Raw genomic sequence first — 12,837 nt, 5'->3', positions numbered from 1 at the left:
GCGACTCCTCTCCTCGGAAACGTTGTCGCGGGGTGGTCGGAGCGGCCCCGGACTTCTTGACGTCGCTGAGCGGTGCGACGGCGGAAAACTCGTGGGAGATTTCTCGGCGAGGGATGTCAAGAAGGCGGCGGCGGCTCCGACCGACGGTCGAAGGGCCCAGCCGGGGCCCGCCCACGACGAGGAGTACGCGATGAAGTTCCTGATCGGCCTGCACATCAACCCGGCCGTACTGGACGCGCTGACGGACGAGGAGAAGGCGGCGATCGGCACCGGGCACGGCAGGTTCATCGAGGCGCTGAAGTCCTCCGGCGAGCTGATCCTCACCCAGGCGCTGGTCGACCCCTCCCAGTCCGCGGTGGTCACCGTGCGGGGCGGCCGGCCCGTGGTGACCGACGGCCCGTTCCTGGAGGCCAAGGAGTTCCTGGGCGGCTTCTACCTGGTCGACTGCGAGAACCGCGAGCGTGCGATCCAGCTCGCCGCGCAGATCCCCGACGCCGCGATCGAGGGGCTGGGCGTCGAGGTGCGTCAGGTGATGTTCTCCGACGGACACTTGGAGGCATGACAGCACCGGACTTCGAGGGCCTGCTGCGTGAGCTCACGCCGCAGGTCCTCGGCACGTTGGTACGCCGGCACGGCCGGTTCGAGGGCTGCGAGGACGCCGTGCAGGAGGCCGTCCTCGCCGCGAGCGTCCAGTGGCCGCACGAGGGAGTGCCGGAGAATCCGCGCGGCTGGCTGGTGACCGTCGCCTCCCGGCGGCTGGTGGACCAGGTCCGCAGCGACCACGCCCGCCGCGAGCGCGAGAGCGCGACCACCGCCGCCGAGGTGGTCCCCGAGGACGTGCCGGACACCGACGACACCCTGCTCCTGCTGTTCCTCTGCTGCCACCCGGCGCTGACCGCGGCCTCGCAGACCGCGCTCACCCTGCGGGCGGTCGGCGGCCTGACCACCGCCGAGATCGCCCGCGCCTTCCTGGTGCCGGAGGCCACCATGGCGGCCCGGATCAGCCGGGCCAAGCAGCGGATCAGGGCGGCCGGCAGCTCGTTCACCCTCCCCGAGGGCGCCGAACGCGAGGAGCGGCTGCGGGTCGTCCTGCACGTGCTCTACCTGATCTTCAACGAGGGCTACACCGCCTCCTCGGGCAACGAGCTGGAGCGCGCCGACCTCGCCCGGGAGGCGATCCGGCTGACCCGGACGGTGCACGCCCAACTCCCCGAGGACGGCGAGGTGACCGGCCTGCTCGCGCTGATGCTGCTCACCCACGCCCGGCGCGCGGCCCGCACCACCGCGACGGGCGACCTGGTGCCACTGGCCGAACAGGACCGCACGAGCTGGGACGGCGCCCTGCTGAACGAGGGCACGGCGCTGGCCAAGGCCGCACTGGCCGGCCCCGAGCTGGGCCCGTACCAGCTGCAGGCCGCCATCGCCGCCACCCACGCCGACGCGGCCACCGCCGCCGGGACCGACTGGGCGCAGGTGCACGCCCTCTACCTGATCCTGGAGCGGATCGCGCCCAACCCGATGGTCACCCTCAACCGGGCCGTCGCCCTCGCCGAGCTGGCCGGCCCGCAGGCCGGCCTCGCCCTGCTGGCCACTCTGGACGGCGACCAGCGGATGGCCGGGCACCACCGGCTGCTGTCCGTCCGGGCGCACCTGCTGGAGCGCGCCGGCGACCGGGCCGGGGCCTACGACCACTACCGCCAAGCGGCGCGGGCCACCGCGAGCCTGGCCGAGCAGCGGTTCCTGTCGGCCCGGGCCGGGCGGGTGCGGCCCTGACGGCTACGGTGCTAGCCAGGCGCGCCCGAGCGCCGTCCGGTACCAGGACGCCGCCTCGGTGAGGCGGGCGAGCGGGCCCGGCCCGGGCGGGCAGGCGGCGAGCCGCCAGATCTCCTCGCTGCGGTACCAGTGGTCGCGGGCGATCATGGTGAACTGGCGCTCGGAGACCCGCCCCGGCGTGGCGGCGAGGCGACGGCGGCACTCCGCCCAGGGCAGCGCCGGCCCGTCCAGAACGGGCAGCAGACCGAGCGCGGCCAGAGAGTCGAGCAGCTCGCCGACGCGGACGGGGGTCGGGTGGGCGGCGTGCTGGACGCCCACCACCGGAGCGGGGGCGTCCAGCGCCAGTGCGGTGATCAGCCGGGCCAGGTCCGTACGGTCCACCAGGGAGAGCCGGGCCCGGCCGCCCTCCCAGCGAGCCGGGACGCGGCGGGCCAGCTCGGCCAGCCCGGGCACCACCCAGCGGTCGCCCGCGCCGGTGACCAGCGCGGGGCGCAGCACCAGGGCGCCGGCCCCCAGGGCGTGCTGCTCGCCGATCAGCCTGGTGCGGCTGGCCTCGGAGAACGGCGCAGGCGGCACCCCGTCCACGTCGATGCCGCTGTGCGGGCCCTCGCCGTACACCGCCGTGGTCGACAGGTGCACGATCCGGCCCACCCCGGCCCGGCCGGCCGCCGCCATCACCGCCGCGGTGCCCCGGTCGTTGACGGCCTCGCAGTCCTCGGCGCCGCCGCCGACCAGGGAGGCCAGGTGGAGCAGTACCCCGGCGCCCTCGCAGAGCCCTGCCAGCGCCGCCCGGTCGGCGAGGTCCCCGCGGATCCAGTCGACCTCGCCGAGGCGGTCCCCCAGGATCCGGTCGACGCCTCCCCCGGGGGCGGGAGGCTCCCGGCGGACCAGCGCCCGCACCCGGACGCCGCGCGCCGTCAGGGCCGCCAGGACGGCGGAGCCGATGAAGCCGGTCGCCCCGGTGAGCGCGACCGTGGCCGCTTCCGCGGGCCGCTGCGACACCGCCATGGCTGGCTCCTCCCTGCCGACCGGTCGGTCAGTCTAGCCAGCGCCCACTCCGCCGGGGACCACCCGTACGGAGGGGGCGGCGGTATGGCCGAGGTAAGGCCCACCTAGGCTGTATGCCAAGCAAAACGGGCGAACCGGACCCGCACAGGGACCACGAGGACGGAAAGCAGGACCCGCCGATGGGCGACGGAATGTCAGGAATGCACCACCACGGCGGGATGACCCAACTAGGCCCGTTCACCCTCTCCCATGTGTGGACCTGGTCCCCGGACTGGGTGTTCCTGCTCGGCGGCCTGGTCGCGCTCGGGCTGTACCTGTTCGGCGTGGTCCGGCTGTACCGGCGCGGCGACCGCTGGCCGATCGGCCGGGTGGTCGGCTGGGTGGCCGGTGTCGCCAGCCTGCTGCTGGTGACCTGCTCGGGGCTGAACGACTACGGCATGGTGCTGTTCAGCGCGCACATGATCCAGCACATGGTGCTGTCGATGCTGACGCCGATCCTGCTGCTGCTCGGCGCCCCGATCACCCTCTCGCTGCGCGCGCTGCGCCCGGCGGGCAAGGGCCGCCCGCGCGGTCCGCGCGAGCTGCTGGTGGCGCTGCTGCACAGCCGCTACGTCCGGGTGATCTCGCACCCGGCGTTCACCATCCCGATGTTCATCGCGAGCCTGTACGGGGTCTACTTCACCCCGCTGTTCGACTTCCTGATGCAGTACCGCCTCGGGCACATCTTCATGATGGTGCACTTCCTCATGACCGGTCTGACCTTCTTCTGGCCGATCATGGGCGTGGACCCGGGCCCGAACCGCCCCGGCCACGTGATGCGGATCATCGAGCTGTTCATGGGGATGCCCTTCCACGCCTTCTTCGGCGTGGCGGTGATGATGGCCAGCCACCCGCTGGTCTCCACCTTCACCGTCCAGGGCGCACCACCCGGGACGGACCTGCTGGAGGACCAGAAGCTGGCCGGTGGCATCACCTGGGCCTTCGGCGAGATCCCGACCGCGATCGTGCTGATCGCCCTGGTCTACCAGTGGATGGGCTCCGAACAGCGGCAGGCCCGTCGCCGCGACCGCGCCGAGGAGCGCAGCGGCGACGCCGAGCTGGAGGCGTACAACGCCTACCTGGCCTCGCTGAACAAGCGCGGCCAGCGCCCGGGGGCGGCCGGCACCGCCGCCGCACCCGCGGCTCCCGTCACCCCCGCCACCCCGGCGGCCGACGCCGGCTGAGCCCTTCCGACCGAACCACCCGGAGCCCGCGTTCTCCCCGGAGAACGCGGGCTCCGTGGCGTTGCGGAACGGTGTCCCCACCGGGTGCGTTCGACGGGTATGCACGCCCTGTTCCTGCTGCCCGTGCTGCTCGGCGGGTACGTCCTGCTCTGGCTGCTCGGCTTCCTCGGCTGCGCACTGCACCAGCGCCGTCGGCCGGTACCCGCCGGCTCCGACTACCTGGTGGTCCTGGGCGCCGCGCTGGACGGCTGCGGGCCCGCGCCGACCCTGGCGGCCCGGCTGGACGCCGCGCTGGAACGTTTCGCCGCCGAGGAGGCCGCCGGGTACGCGCCGCTGCTCCTGGTGACCGGCGGCAAGGGCCTGCACGAGGAGTGCACCGAGGCCGCCGCGATGGCCCGCTACCTGATCGCCCGGGGCGTGCCGGCCGAGCGGATCCGGCGCGAGGAGCGGGCCGTGAACACCGCCGAGAACCTGCGCTTCAGCGCCGCCCTGATGGCCGCCGAGCGCCCCGGCTACCGCTGCACCGTCGTCACCAGCGGTTTCCACACCGTCCGCTCCGCCCTGGCCGCCCGCCGGGCCGGCGCCCCCGGCCGGGTGCTCGGCGCGGACGGGCCGCTCGCGCACGGCCCGTACCAGCTGCTGCGCGAAGCGGTCGGCACGGCGCTCGCGCTGCCCCGCGCCAACGGCGCCGCGCTCCTGCTGCTGACCGGCACGGGGGTCGTGCTCGGGCTGGCCTGAACAGGCCATGGGACCGTGCCGCCCGGTCCGTCAGTATGAGGACGGAAACCGGGCGCGCAGGGGGCGGGCCATGGCAGCACGGGAGAACGGGTGGAGCCCGCTCCAACGGATCGGCGGAGCGGTCAGCGTGCCGGCCCTGGTCTTCGGCGTCGGCACGGCCCTCCTGCTGCACGATTCCCGGCTGCTCCGCCGGCCCGCCCGGGTAGTCCCCGGCGCGACCTGACACGCGGGGAGGCCCCCGGGCCCGCCGCAGCGGACCCAGGGGCCTCCCGGTGCTTCACGCCCGGCGTCAGCCGAGGTTGGCGAGCGCCTCGTTGAAGGTCTTGGACGGGCGCATCACGGCAGCGGCCTTGGCCGGGTCCGGCTGGTAGTAGCCGCCGAGGTCCACGGCCGAGCCCTGGACGGCGATCAGCTCGTCCACGATGGCCTGCTCCTGCTCGGTCAGCACCTTGGCCAGACCGTCGAAGGCCTTGGCCAGCTCGGCGTCGGCGGTCTGCTTGGCCAGCTCCTGGGCCCAGTACATGGCCAGGTAGAAGTGGCTGCCGCGGTTGTCGATGCCACCGAGGCGGCGGCTCGGCGACTTGTCCTCGTTGAGGAAGGTGCCGGTGGCGCGGTCCAGGGTGTCGGCCAGCACCTGGGCGTGGGCGTTGCCGGTGCTGGTGGCCAGGTGCTCGAAGCTGGCGGCCAGCGCGAAGAACTCGCCCAGGCTGTCCCAGCGCAGGTAGTTCTCCTTGACCAGCTGCTGGACGTGCTTCGGGGCGGAGCCGCCGGCGCCGGTCTCGAACAGGCCGCCGCCCGCCATCAGCGGGACGACCGACAGCATCTTGGCGCTGGTGCCCAGCTCCAGGATCGGGAACAGGTCGGTCAGGTAGTCACGCAGCACGTTGCCGGTCACCGAGATGGTGTTCTCGCCGCGGCGGATGCGCTCCAGCGAGAACTTGGTGGCCTCGACCGGGGACTTGATCTCGATCTGCAGGCCGTTGGTGTCGTGCTCCGGCAGGTAGGTCTTGACCTTCTCGATCAGCACGGCGTCGTGGGCGCGGTTCCCGTCCAGCCAGAACACCGCCGGGTCGCCGGTGGCGCGGGCGCGGGTGACGGCCAGCTTGACCCAGTCCTGGATCGGCGCGTCCTTGGTCTGGCAGGCGCGGAAGATGTCGCCCGGCTGGACGGCCTGCTCCAGCACCACGTTGCCCTCGGCGTCGACCAGGCGGACGGTGCCGGCGGCCTCGATCTCGAAGGTCTTGTCGTGGGAGCCGTACTCCTCGGCCGCCTGGGCCATCAGGCCGACGTTCGGGACCGAGCCGATGGTGGCCGGGTCCAGGGCGCCGTTGGCGCGGCAGTCGTCGATGACGGCCTGGTACACGCCGGCGTAGCTGTGGTCCGGCAGCACCGCGAGGGTGTCGGCCTCCTGGCCGTCCGGGCCCCACATGTGGCCGGAGGTGCGGATCATGGCCGGCATCGAGGCGTCGACGATGACGTCGCTCGGCACGTGCAGGTTGGTGATGCCCTTGTCCGAGTCGACCATGGCCAGGGCCGGGCCCGCGGTCAGCTCGGCCTCGAAGGAGGCCTTGATCTCGGCACCCAGGTGCGGCACGTTGTCGAGGCCGGCCAGGATGCCGCCGAGGCCGTTGTTCGGGTTCAGACCGGCGGCGACCAGCACCTCGCCGTACTTGGCGAAGGTCTTCGGGAAGAAGGCGCGGACCACGTGGCCGAAGATGATCGGGTCGGAGACCTTCATCATGGTGGCCTTGAGGTGCACCGAGAACAGCACGCCCTCGGCCTTGGCGCGGGCGACCTGGGCGGCCAGGAACTCGTTCAGGGCGGCGGCGCGCATCACCGAGGCGTCGACGACCTCGCCGGCCAGCACCGGGACCGTCTCGCGCAGCACGGTGGTGGTGCCGTCCTGGCCGAGCAGCTCGATGCGCAGGGCGCCGTCGGCGGCGATCACGGCGGACTTCTCGGTGCTCGCGAAGTCGTTCTCGCCCATGGTCGCGACATTGGTCTTGGACTCGGCGGTCCAGGCGCCCATGCGGTGCGGGTGGGTCTTGGCGTAGTTCTTGACCGACAGCGGGGCGCGGCGGTCGGAGTTGCCCTCGCGCAGGACCGGGTTGACGGCGCTGCCCTTGACCTTGTCGTAGCGGGCGCGGACGTCCTTGTCCTCGTCGGTCTGCGGGTCGTCCGGGTAGTCCGGCAGGGCGTAGCCCTGGGCCTGCAGCTCGGCGATGGCGGCCTTCAGCTGCGGCACGGAGGCCGAGATGTTCGGCAGCTTGATGATGTTGGCGCCCGGGGTCTTGGCGAGCTCACCGAGCTCGGACAGGGCGTCGCCGATCCGCTGGGCCTCGGTCAGACGCTCCGGGAAGCTGGCGATGATACGCCCGGCCAGGGAGATGTCACGGGTCTCCACCCGAACACCCGCCGTCGAGGCATACGCCTGGACCACCGGCAGGAACGAGTAGGTCGCCAGGGCCGGAGCCTCGTCGGTGTGCGTATAGATGATGGTCGAGTCAGTCATCGGTACTCCGCTTCACGTCTCCAACGTCTTGACGTCAAGATATCTCGTCCCGGGCCCCTCGCTCCACCTCCCCCCGCCCCGGAGTGCGCGCCGGTCGGATCCGGGGGCGCTCCGGCGGCCGCGAGGACGGCTGCGACGACGGCCGACTCCACCGTGGTCCGGGACGGGACGGGAGGCAAGCGGAGCGCTCCCGGGCCGTCCGGATCAGGTGTCGGTCGGACACTGTTCGGGTCGTGGTCGGGCAGCGTTCGGGCGAGCGCGGAAGTGGTGTCGTCCAATCGGGTGAGTCGGGTGTCAGGAGTGCGTCAACGCACCACCCCATTCGGTCAACGCTGCGTCAGGACCGGCGACGCCGCACCCGGCCCGGCCTAGCGTCGAGGAAGTAGTCCCGGCAGGCACCACCACCCCACTCGGGAGCATTCGCATGGCCCGCGTCGTCTGGCACGTTCCGGTCACCGCCACCATCACCGGCACCGGAAGCCCCACCGCCCTCCGCCTGTTCCGCCTGCGCGACGGCCGCCGCTGCGCGGTCGGGTTCTCCAGCCCCGAGGCCCTCACCGCCCTCCTGGGACCGGACCAGGCCCACACCGAGATCGGCGAGCCCGCTCTGCGCGACCTCACCGCCCCGCTCGGGGTCGACACCCTGGTCCTGGACCCACGGCTGGTCGCCCCGCCCGTATCCGTCCCGGCTCCGATGCCCGCCCCGGCCCCGACCGCCCAGCTCCAGCGCCGGTGACGGCCCCGCTCCAGCTGGTCCCGGCCGGACTCGAACCCGTGCCGGGCCGGCCCGAGCAGGCCCGCGCCCTGCACGCGATCGCCCGGGTCAGATACGGGCCGACCCCGCTCGACTTCGACCGGCTGGCCGCGGAGTTCCCGGCGGTCCAGAGCGGCCTGGCCCTCGCCGGGGACGCCGACCTGGAGCTCCGCCTGGCCTGCACCGGCCCGGAGGAGTTACGGGCGGTCGCCGCCGCGCTCCAGCGGGCGGGCGCCGCCAGGGTCCGGATCGACCTGGTGCTGCGGGCGCTGACCCCGCAGCCGGTGACCCTGCGGCCGGTGCCGTGAACGGCGGTCCCGGGAGAGCCCGCCGCCCTCAGGGCGGACAGGCCCTCAGTCCTCCTCGCCCGGGCGCGGGTTCGGGTTGACCGCCTGCCCGTCGATCGGCTCGCCCCAGGCGTCCTCGCTGACGGCGTCGACGCAGTAGCCGCTGCCCTCGACGTGTCCTCCCGCACCCCGGCACTGCTCGGCGGTGACATCGCGCCTGCCGCTCGCCGACGCGAAGGCGGCGGGCGCGGTGGCGCCGGCGGCGAGGAGGACGGCGGTGGTGGTCGTGACGGCCACCCGGGCCAGGAGTGAGAGGTTCATGCGGCCCACGACAGCACGGCGGCGTGCGCCCGGCGAGCACGACTCGTCCTCCCGGGTGCACGCCGCCGTGCTCGATCGCTACGACCGGGCCAGCGCCGCGATCGCGGCCAGCAGCAGCGCCGAGCCGGCCACCAGGCCCGCGGTGAGCGGTTCGCCGAGGAGCAGCACCCCGATCACCGCCGCCGTCGCCGGCTCCAGCAGCACCAGTACCGAGGCCGTGGTCCCCGGTACGGCGGTGAGTCCGGTGAAGTACCACCGGTAGGCGAGCAGGGTCGGCACCGTCCCGAGGAAGAGCAGCGCTCCCCCGGTCAGCGCCGGGTCCCCGGCCGTCGGCAGCACGCCCTGGACGGCCGCGAACGGCAGCAGGCAGAGCAGCCCGGTGGTGAAGGCGCCGGTGCTGGCTTTCGCCGTACCACCGCCGCGCGCCCACAGGGTCAGCCCGCTCTGGCCGGCGCCGGCGAGCAACGCCAGGGCGACGCCCAGCGCCGGGCGCGGCCCGGCGGCCGGGGCGGCGACCAGCAGCACGAGCCCGCCGAGGGCCAGGACGACGGCGGCCATCGCCCGTCGGGTGAGGCGTTCGCCGAGCAGCACGTGGGCGCCGAGGCTGGTGAGCACCGGCCCGGCACCGATGGTGATCAGGGTGCCGAGCCCCAGGCCCGCGTACTGCACGGAACCGAAGTAGGCGCACTGACTGACGGCCAGCCCGATCCCGGTCAGCACGGCGGCGCCCCGGCGGCCGCCGCTCGTCCTGCCGGAGGGCAGCAGCGCCAGGCAGAGCGCCGCGACGCCGAAGCGCCAGCAGGTGACGGCCACGGGGCCGAGCCCGCTGGTGCGCAGCAGCAGCGCGGCCACGGCTCCGCCCACGCCCCAGGCGACGGCGGCGGCGGAAATGGACAACAGGCCGTGCCGGAACGGCACGGCGGCGTAGGAGGTCATGCGTCGGTACTCCACGATGGATCGCCGGTTCAGGTCCGCGGGGTCGGCGGGCGGCAACCATCGCCCCGGCGACGGCGGGCACTCCCGCTCGGCCGGGTCGGGTGAAGTACGCCGCCCGCTAGCGGACCGGCGGCGGGAGGATCACGAGACGCATGAGGGCCAGCCTACGCCGCCCGTCGGCGATCTTTTCCGGCCCGCCCGGGCCGACTACGGTCGAGCGGGAGCACCCCCCGGGCGAAGGAGCACGCGCGATGAACCAGCTGACGCACGACGAGGTCGAGGCCGCCGGGCAGCGGATCGCCGGGCGGGTGCGGCCGGTCGCGGTGGCGCCGGGTGACGAGGGCGGACGGACCTGGCTGGCACTGGAGTTCCTGCAGCACACCGGCAGCTTCAAGGCCCGCGGCGCGCAGAACTTCCTGCTCGCCCACGCCGAGGCGGGCGCCCTCCCGTCGGCCGGGGTCACCATCGCCTCGGGCGGCAACGCCGGGCTGGCCTGCGCCTGGGCGGCACGCGAACTCGGCGTCCGGGCAACGGTGTTCCTGCCGGAGACGGCCTCGCCGGTGAAGCTGGCGCGGCTGCGCTCGTACGGTGCCGAGGTGCGGCTGGTCGGCCGGGAGTACGCGGAGGCGCTGGCGGCCTGCGAGGAGTTCGCGGCGGACAGCGGGGCGCTGGCCTCGCACGCGTACGACCACCCGCTGATCGCGGCCGGGGCGGGGACGGTCCTGGCGGAGATCCGCGCCCGGGTGCCCGGGCTGGACACGGTGGTGGTGTCGGTGGGCGGCGGCGGGCTGTTCGCCGGGGTCGCGGTCGCGGCCCGCGAGCACGGCGTCCGCGTGGTGGCGGTGGAGCCGGAGGGAAGTCGGGCCCTCAACGCGGCGCTGGCGGCGGGCCGCCCGGTGGACGTCCCGGTCGCGTCGGTGGCTCAGGACGCGCTCGGCGCCCGCCGGGCCACCGCCCTCGCCGTGCACGCGGCCGGGCACGAGAGCGTCCGCTCGGTACTGGTGTCCGACGACGCCATCGTGCGGGCCCGACGGCAGCTGTGGGACGAGCGCCGGATCGCCGTCGAGCACGCCGCCTCCACCGCCCTGGCGGCACTGGACCAGGTGGACGGCGAGCGCATCGCCGTCCTCCTGTGCGGCGCCAACACGGATCCGTCGGACCTCGTGCGGTAGCAGAACCGTCACGCCGTTCACGCGTCGACGGACGATCGGCCCGCCCAGGGTGGCGGGCAGGAAGCACACGACAGCGCTCGCCGCCCTGCAGCGGCTGTGGTGGCCTCCTCGGCCGCCCCCGCCCCGGCGGAGGCCGCTTGCGCCACGTCGCGGGCGCCGTCCCGGCCAGCAGCACCCGGCGCCGGTGGACGACACCGGTCCGGACGGCACCGCCCACCCCTCAGCGGCCACCCCGCGTCGGCCGCCGACCCCGACGCCGGCGAAAGCCCTGACGATCACCCGGGACCCGCCTGACGGTCGACCAGCGGTCTCAGCCGATCACCGACGCCCGGCCGATCCAGGCGGCCCCAGCTCCCGCCTCCCACCGCTGATGGCCTGAACTCTCCCAATCCACAGCACATTTGACGAAGATCGAGCGAAAAGGTCCCGCCCTCCGGCCACTCGGAGGGCGGGACCTTTTTCATGACGGGCGCGAGGAAAAAGATCATCAGAGTTCTCACGCGACGGATCGCGGAGGAGCCGAGGGATCCCCCCCTCGCCGACGCGAATCCCGACAGGCGCGCCACGGCCGTACGACCCGGACCAGGGGCCTCGGGGCGGGCCGCGAGGCCGTCAATTTGGCACCCCGTCATTCCGGTCCAACACCGCGCGCACCCGGAGAGCGCCAAAAGGGTGAGCAGGAGTCAGTGGCCACCCGAAAGACCCAATCCGCGCCGTCAACTCCCCCTCGAATAAGGCGTTTTGAGAAATCTGATAGCCGACCATGTCGACCCCCGAAAACAGGGTCAGAGCACCCCAGGTCCCCCATTTGGCCCCCCTCATCAACCATTCGGCACGGGTTGATATGACAGTCCTTCAATCGGCCAGTACGTTCATATCTGTCGGCACCAAGCCGATCCAGTCGAGACAGGAGAAGTTCCATGAACAAGATGACCACCGCCATTGTCCTCGCGGCAACGGCAGGCGTGGCCGTCACCGGCATCACCTACGCGTCGGCTGCATCCGAGCCGGCCGCGAAGGCGGCGCCGGTCGTCCAGAAGGTGGCCCCCGAGGCCGCTCCGGCGGCTGTCGCTCCCGCCGCTCTCGCCCAGGCGCCGCTCGACGGCAACTCGAAGGGCAATGAGGGCAAGGGCAACGAGGGCAAGGAGGAGCGCCGCGAGCACCGCGGGCACCGCGAGCACCGCGAGCGTGGCGTGATCCACGTCAACGAGCGGTCGTACTCCGCGGACGACTTCGGCTGCATCACCGTGGTCAGCGGCCTGGGTGCCAAGTCGCTGAACATCCGCAACGACAGCTGGCGGGACGTTGAGGTCTTCAGCGGCGCGGTCTGCGACAACGGCGCCCCCATCGCCACCGTCGGGCCCCACAGCTCCAGCGACGGTGTTCACCCGAAGCGCGTGCACGAGGGCATCGAGGTCGACGACGGCGTTGTGGGCAGCTTCCGGGTCGCCCACCGCTTCCACGGTGGCGAGGGTCGCGGCGAGGGCCGCGGCGAGGAGCGCGGCGAGGGCCGCGGCGAGTGGTAACCGAGCCCGCCCGGAAATTCCGGAACTGAGCCCGACCGGGACGTCCGGACCTGAGCCAACGGCATGAAGTGGAGCCCCGGCCCGCCGAAATCGGGCCGGGGCACCAACATGGCTATTGTCCTACAGGTTTACGCGTCCTGCACGCGGGTGATGTCTGCCGGGATGGCGCATAGCGGCCACCCGGTGGTCCAGCTTCCAAAGCGACGCGCAACCAATCCCCGACGTCCGGCGGATCCAGGCGGTCCTCGACTGCCACTGCCCGCCGCCGAAGGGCCGAATTCGCTGCGCACACGACCCGTCTGGTGAAGGCAGTGCAGAAGTCCCGCGCTCCGATCGATCGGAGCGCGGGACTTCTGCATGGCACCGACATTGACGTCGCGTCACGCGGGATCCACTTCCCGCGCGTCCGTACACGGCGCGCCCCGGCACGTTGGCACCCCGGCGCGTCGGCCGACGCCCCCAGCCGCACGACAGCCGTCGCACCACACCGAGCCGAGCCGGTTCACCGAGCGGGACCTCCGACTCGACACCGCTCCGCTCGCCCCACCCGACAGGCCGAGCCCACCCGCCGGCGACGCCGCCGATCG

The 12,837-nt window shown here is 73.4% G+C and carries 13 protein-coding genes; 9 read left to right on the top strand and 4 right to left on the bottom strand.

Annotated elements, in window-relative coordinates; genetic code table 11:
• Nucleotides 1-190 precede the first annotated feature (190 nt).
• Nucleotides 191-562 (top strand): YciI family protein, encoded by a 372-nt coding sequence (locus ACIRYZ_RS29275; protein ID WP_402949790.1) that lies wholly within the window; start codon nt 191-193, stop codon nt 560-562.
• Nucleotides 559-1,773: an RNA polymerase sigma factor gene (locus ACIRYZ_RS29270; RefSeq protein WP_402949787.1), complete on the top strand. Its 1,215-nt coding sequence runs from the start codon at nt 559-561 to the stop codon at nt 1,771-1,773. The genes ACIRYZ_RS29275 and ACIRYZ_RS29270 overlap by 4 nt, the downstream gene beginning before the upstream one ends.
• 3 nt (nt 1,774-1,776) lie before the next feature.
• Here ACIRYZ_RS29270 and ACIRYZ_RS29265 read toward each other — a convergent pair whose 3' ends face one another.
• The gene (locus ACIRYZ_RS29265; protein WP_402949784.1) at nt 1,777-2,781 is read right to left on the bottom strand and encodes an NAD-dependent epimerase/dehydratase family protein; all 1,005 of its coding nucleotides are present in this window, start codon (nt 2,779-2,781) and stop codon (nt 1,777-1,779) included.
• A 200-nt stretch (nt 2,782-2,981) separates the two neighbouring features.
• Here ACIRYZ_RS29265 and ACIRYZ_RS29260 point away from each other — a divergent pair, with 200 nt between their 5' ends.
• From ACIRYZ_RS29260 to ACIRYZ_RS29250, 3 genes are all read left to right on the top strand, one after another.
• A complete protein-coding gene (locus ACIRYZ_RS29260) occupies nt 2,982-4,004 on the top strand; it encodes a cytochrome c oxidase assembly protein (RefSeq protein WP_402949984.1) in 1,023 nt (340 codons plus the stop codon).
• A 99-nt stretch (nt 4,005-4,103) separates the two neighbouring features.
• The gene (locus ACIRYZ_RS29255) at nt 4,104-4,742 is read left to right on the top strand and encodes a YdcF family protein (RefSeq protein ID WP_402949781.1); all 639 of its coding nucleotides are present in this window, start codon (nt 4,104-4,106) and stop codon (nt 4,740-4,742) included.
• 70 nt (nt 4,743-4,812) lie between these two features.
• Nucleotides 4,813-4,965 carry a hypothetical protein gene (locus tag ACIRYZ_RS29250; protein ID WP_402949778.1) on the top strand — a complete coding sequence of 51 codons (153 nt, stop codon included), beginning with the start codon at nt 4,813-4,815 and terminating at the stop codon, nt 4,963-4,965.
• A 66-nt stretch (nt 4,966-5,031) separates the two neighbouring features.
• Here ACIRYZ_RS29250 and ACIRYZ_RS29245 read toward each other — a convergent pair whose 3' ends face one another.
• Nucleotides 5,032-7,254, bottom strand: a complete 2,223-nt coding sequence (locus ACIRYZ_RS29245; protein ID WP_402949775.1) for an NADP-dependent isocitrate dehydrogenase — start codon at nt 7,252-7,254, stop codon at nt 5,032-5,034.
• A 424-nt stretch (nt 7,255-7,678) separates the two neighbouring features.
• Between ACIRYZ_RS29245 and ACIRYZ_RS29240 the strand changes: the two genes are divergently transcribed.
• Together ACIRYZ_RS29240 and ACIRYZ_RS29235 are read left to right on the top strand one after the other, a co-directional pair.
• Nucleotides 7,679-7,990: an SAV_915 family protein gene (locus ACIRYZ_RS29240; protein WP_402949773.1), complete on the top strand. Its 312-nt coding sequence runs from the start codon at nt 7,679-7,681 to the stop codon at nt 7,988-7,990.
• Entirely contained in the window at nt 7,987-8,316 is a 330-nt protein-coding gene (locus ACIRYZ_RS29235; RefSeq protein WP_402949770.1) for a hypothetical protein, read from the top strand. Before ACIRYZ_RS29240 ends, ACIRYZ_RS29235 begins: the two co-directional genes overlap by 4 nt.
• A gap of 45 nt (nt 8,317-8,361) precedes the next feature.
• Here the strand turns inward: ACIRYZ_RS29235 and ACIRYZ_RS29230 are convergent, their stop codons facing one another.
• Both ACIRYZ_RS29230 and ACIRYZ_RS29225 read right to left on the bottom strand, forming a co-directional pair.
• On the bottom strand, nt 8,362-8,616 hold the full coding sequence (locus tag ACIRYZ_RS29230; protein WP_402949767.1) for a hypothetical protein: 255 nt from the start codon (nt 8,614-8,616) through the stop codon (nt 8,362-8,364).
• Nucleotides 8,617-8,694: 78 nt separating this feature from the next.
• On the bottom strand, nt 8,695-9,552 hold the full coding sequence (locus tag ACIRYZ_RS29225; protein ID WP_402949764.1) for an EamA family transporter: 858 nt from the start codon (nt 9,550-9,552) through the stop codon (nt 8,695-8,697).
• Between the two features lie 251 nt (nt 9,553-9,803).
• Here ACIRYZ_RS29225 and ACIRYZ_RS29220 point away from each other — a divergent pair, with 251 nt between their 5' ends.
• The gene (locus ACIRYZ_RS29220; RefSeq protein WP_402949762.1) at nt 9,804-10,724 is read left to right on the top strand and encodes a serine/threonine dehydratase; all 921 of its coding nucleotides are present in this window, start codon (nt 9,804-9,806) and stop codon (nt 10,722-10,724) included.
• A gap of 920 nt (nt 10,725-11,644) precedes the next feature.
• Nucleotides 11,645-12,250 (top strand): hypothetical protein, encoded by a 606-nt coding sequence (locus ACIRYZ_RS29215; protein WP_402949759.1) that lies wholly within the window; start codon nt 11,645-11,647, stop codon nt 12,248-12,250.
• The last annotated feature ends 587 nt before the right edge of the window (nt 12,251-12,837 follow it).

The organism is Kitasatospora sp. NPDC101155 (genome assembly GCF_044768305.1).
Lineage (GTDB): Bacteria > Actinomycetota > Actinomycetes > Streptomycetales > Streptomycetaceae > Kitasatospora.
This window is presented reverse-complemented; position numbering and strand designations above follow the sequence as displayed.

Bases quoted from the DNA above. Each gene is read 5' to 3' on its own strand.
- ACIRYZ_RS29215 (WP_402949759.1), top strand. From the start codon at position 11,645: ATGAACAAGATGACCACCGCCATTGTCCTCGCGGCAACGGCAGGCGTG.
- ACIRYZ_RS29260 (WP_402949984.1), top strand. From the start codon at position 2,982: ATGCACCACCACGGCGGGATGACCCAACTAGGCCCGTTCACCCTCTCC.
- ACIRYZ_RS29265 (WP_402949784.1), bottom strand. From the start codon at position 2,781: ATGGCGGTGTCGCAGCGGCCCGCGGAAGCGGCCACGGTCGCGCTCACC.
- ACIRYZ_RS29240 (WP_402949773.1), top strand. From the start codon at position 7,679: ATGGCCCGCGTCGTCTGGCACGTTCCGGTCACCGCCACCATCACCGGC.
- ACIRYZ_RS29230 (WP_402949767.1), bottom strand. From the start codon at position 8,616: ATGAACCTCTCACTCCTGGCCCGGGTGGCCGTCACGACCACCACCGCC.
- ACIRYZ_RS29220 (WP_402949762.1), top strand. From the start codon at position 9,804: ATGAACCAGCTGACGCACGACGAGGTCGAGGCCGCCGGGCAGCGGATC.
- ACIRYZ_RS29275 (WP_402949790.1), top strand. From the start codon at position 191: ATGAAGTTCCTGATCGGCCTGCACATCAACCCGGCCGTACTGGACGCG.
- ACIRYZ_RS29255 (WP_402949781.1), top strand. From the start codon at position 4,104: ATGCACGCCCTGTTCCTGCTGCCCGTGCTGCTCGGCGGGTACGTCCTG.
- ACIRYZ_RS29270 (WP_402949787.1), top strand. From the start codon at position 559: ATGACAGCACCGGACTTCGAGGGCCTGCTGCGTGAGCTCACGCCGCAG.
- ACIRYZ_RS29245 (WP_402949775.1), bottom strand. From the start codon at position 7,254: ATGACTGACTCGACCATCATCTATACGCACACCGACGAGGCTCCGGCC.
- ACIRYZ_RS29225 (WP_402949764.1), bottom strand. From the start codon at position 9,552: ATGACCTCCTACGCCGCCGTGCCGTTCCGGCACGGCCTGTTGTCCATT.
- ACIRYZ_RS29250 (WP_402949778.1), top strand. From the start codon at position 4,813: ATGGCAGCACGGGAGAACGGGTGGAGCCCGCTCCAACGGATCGGCGGA.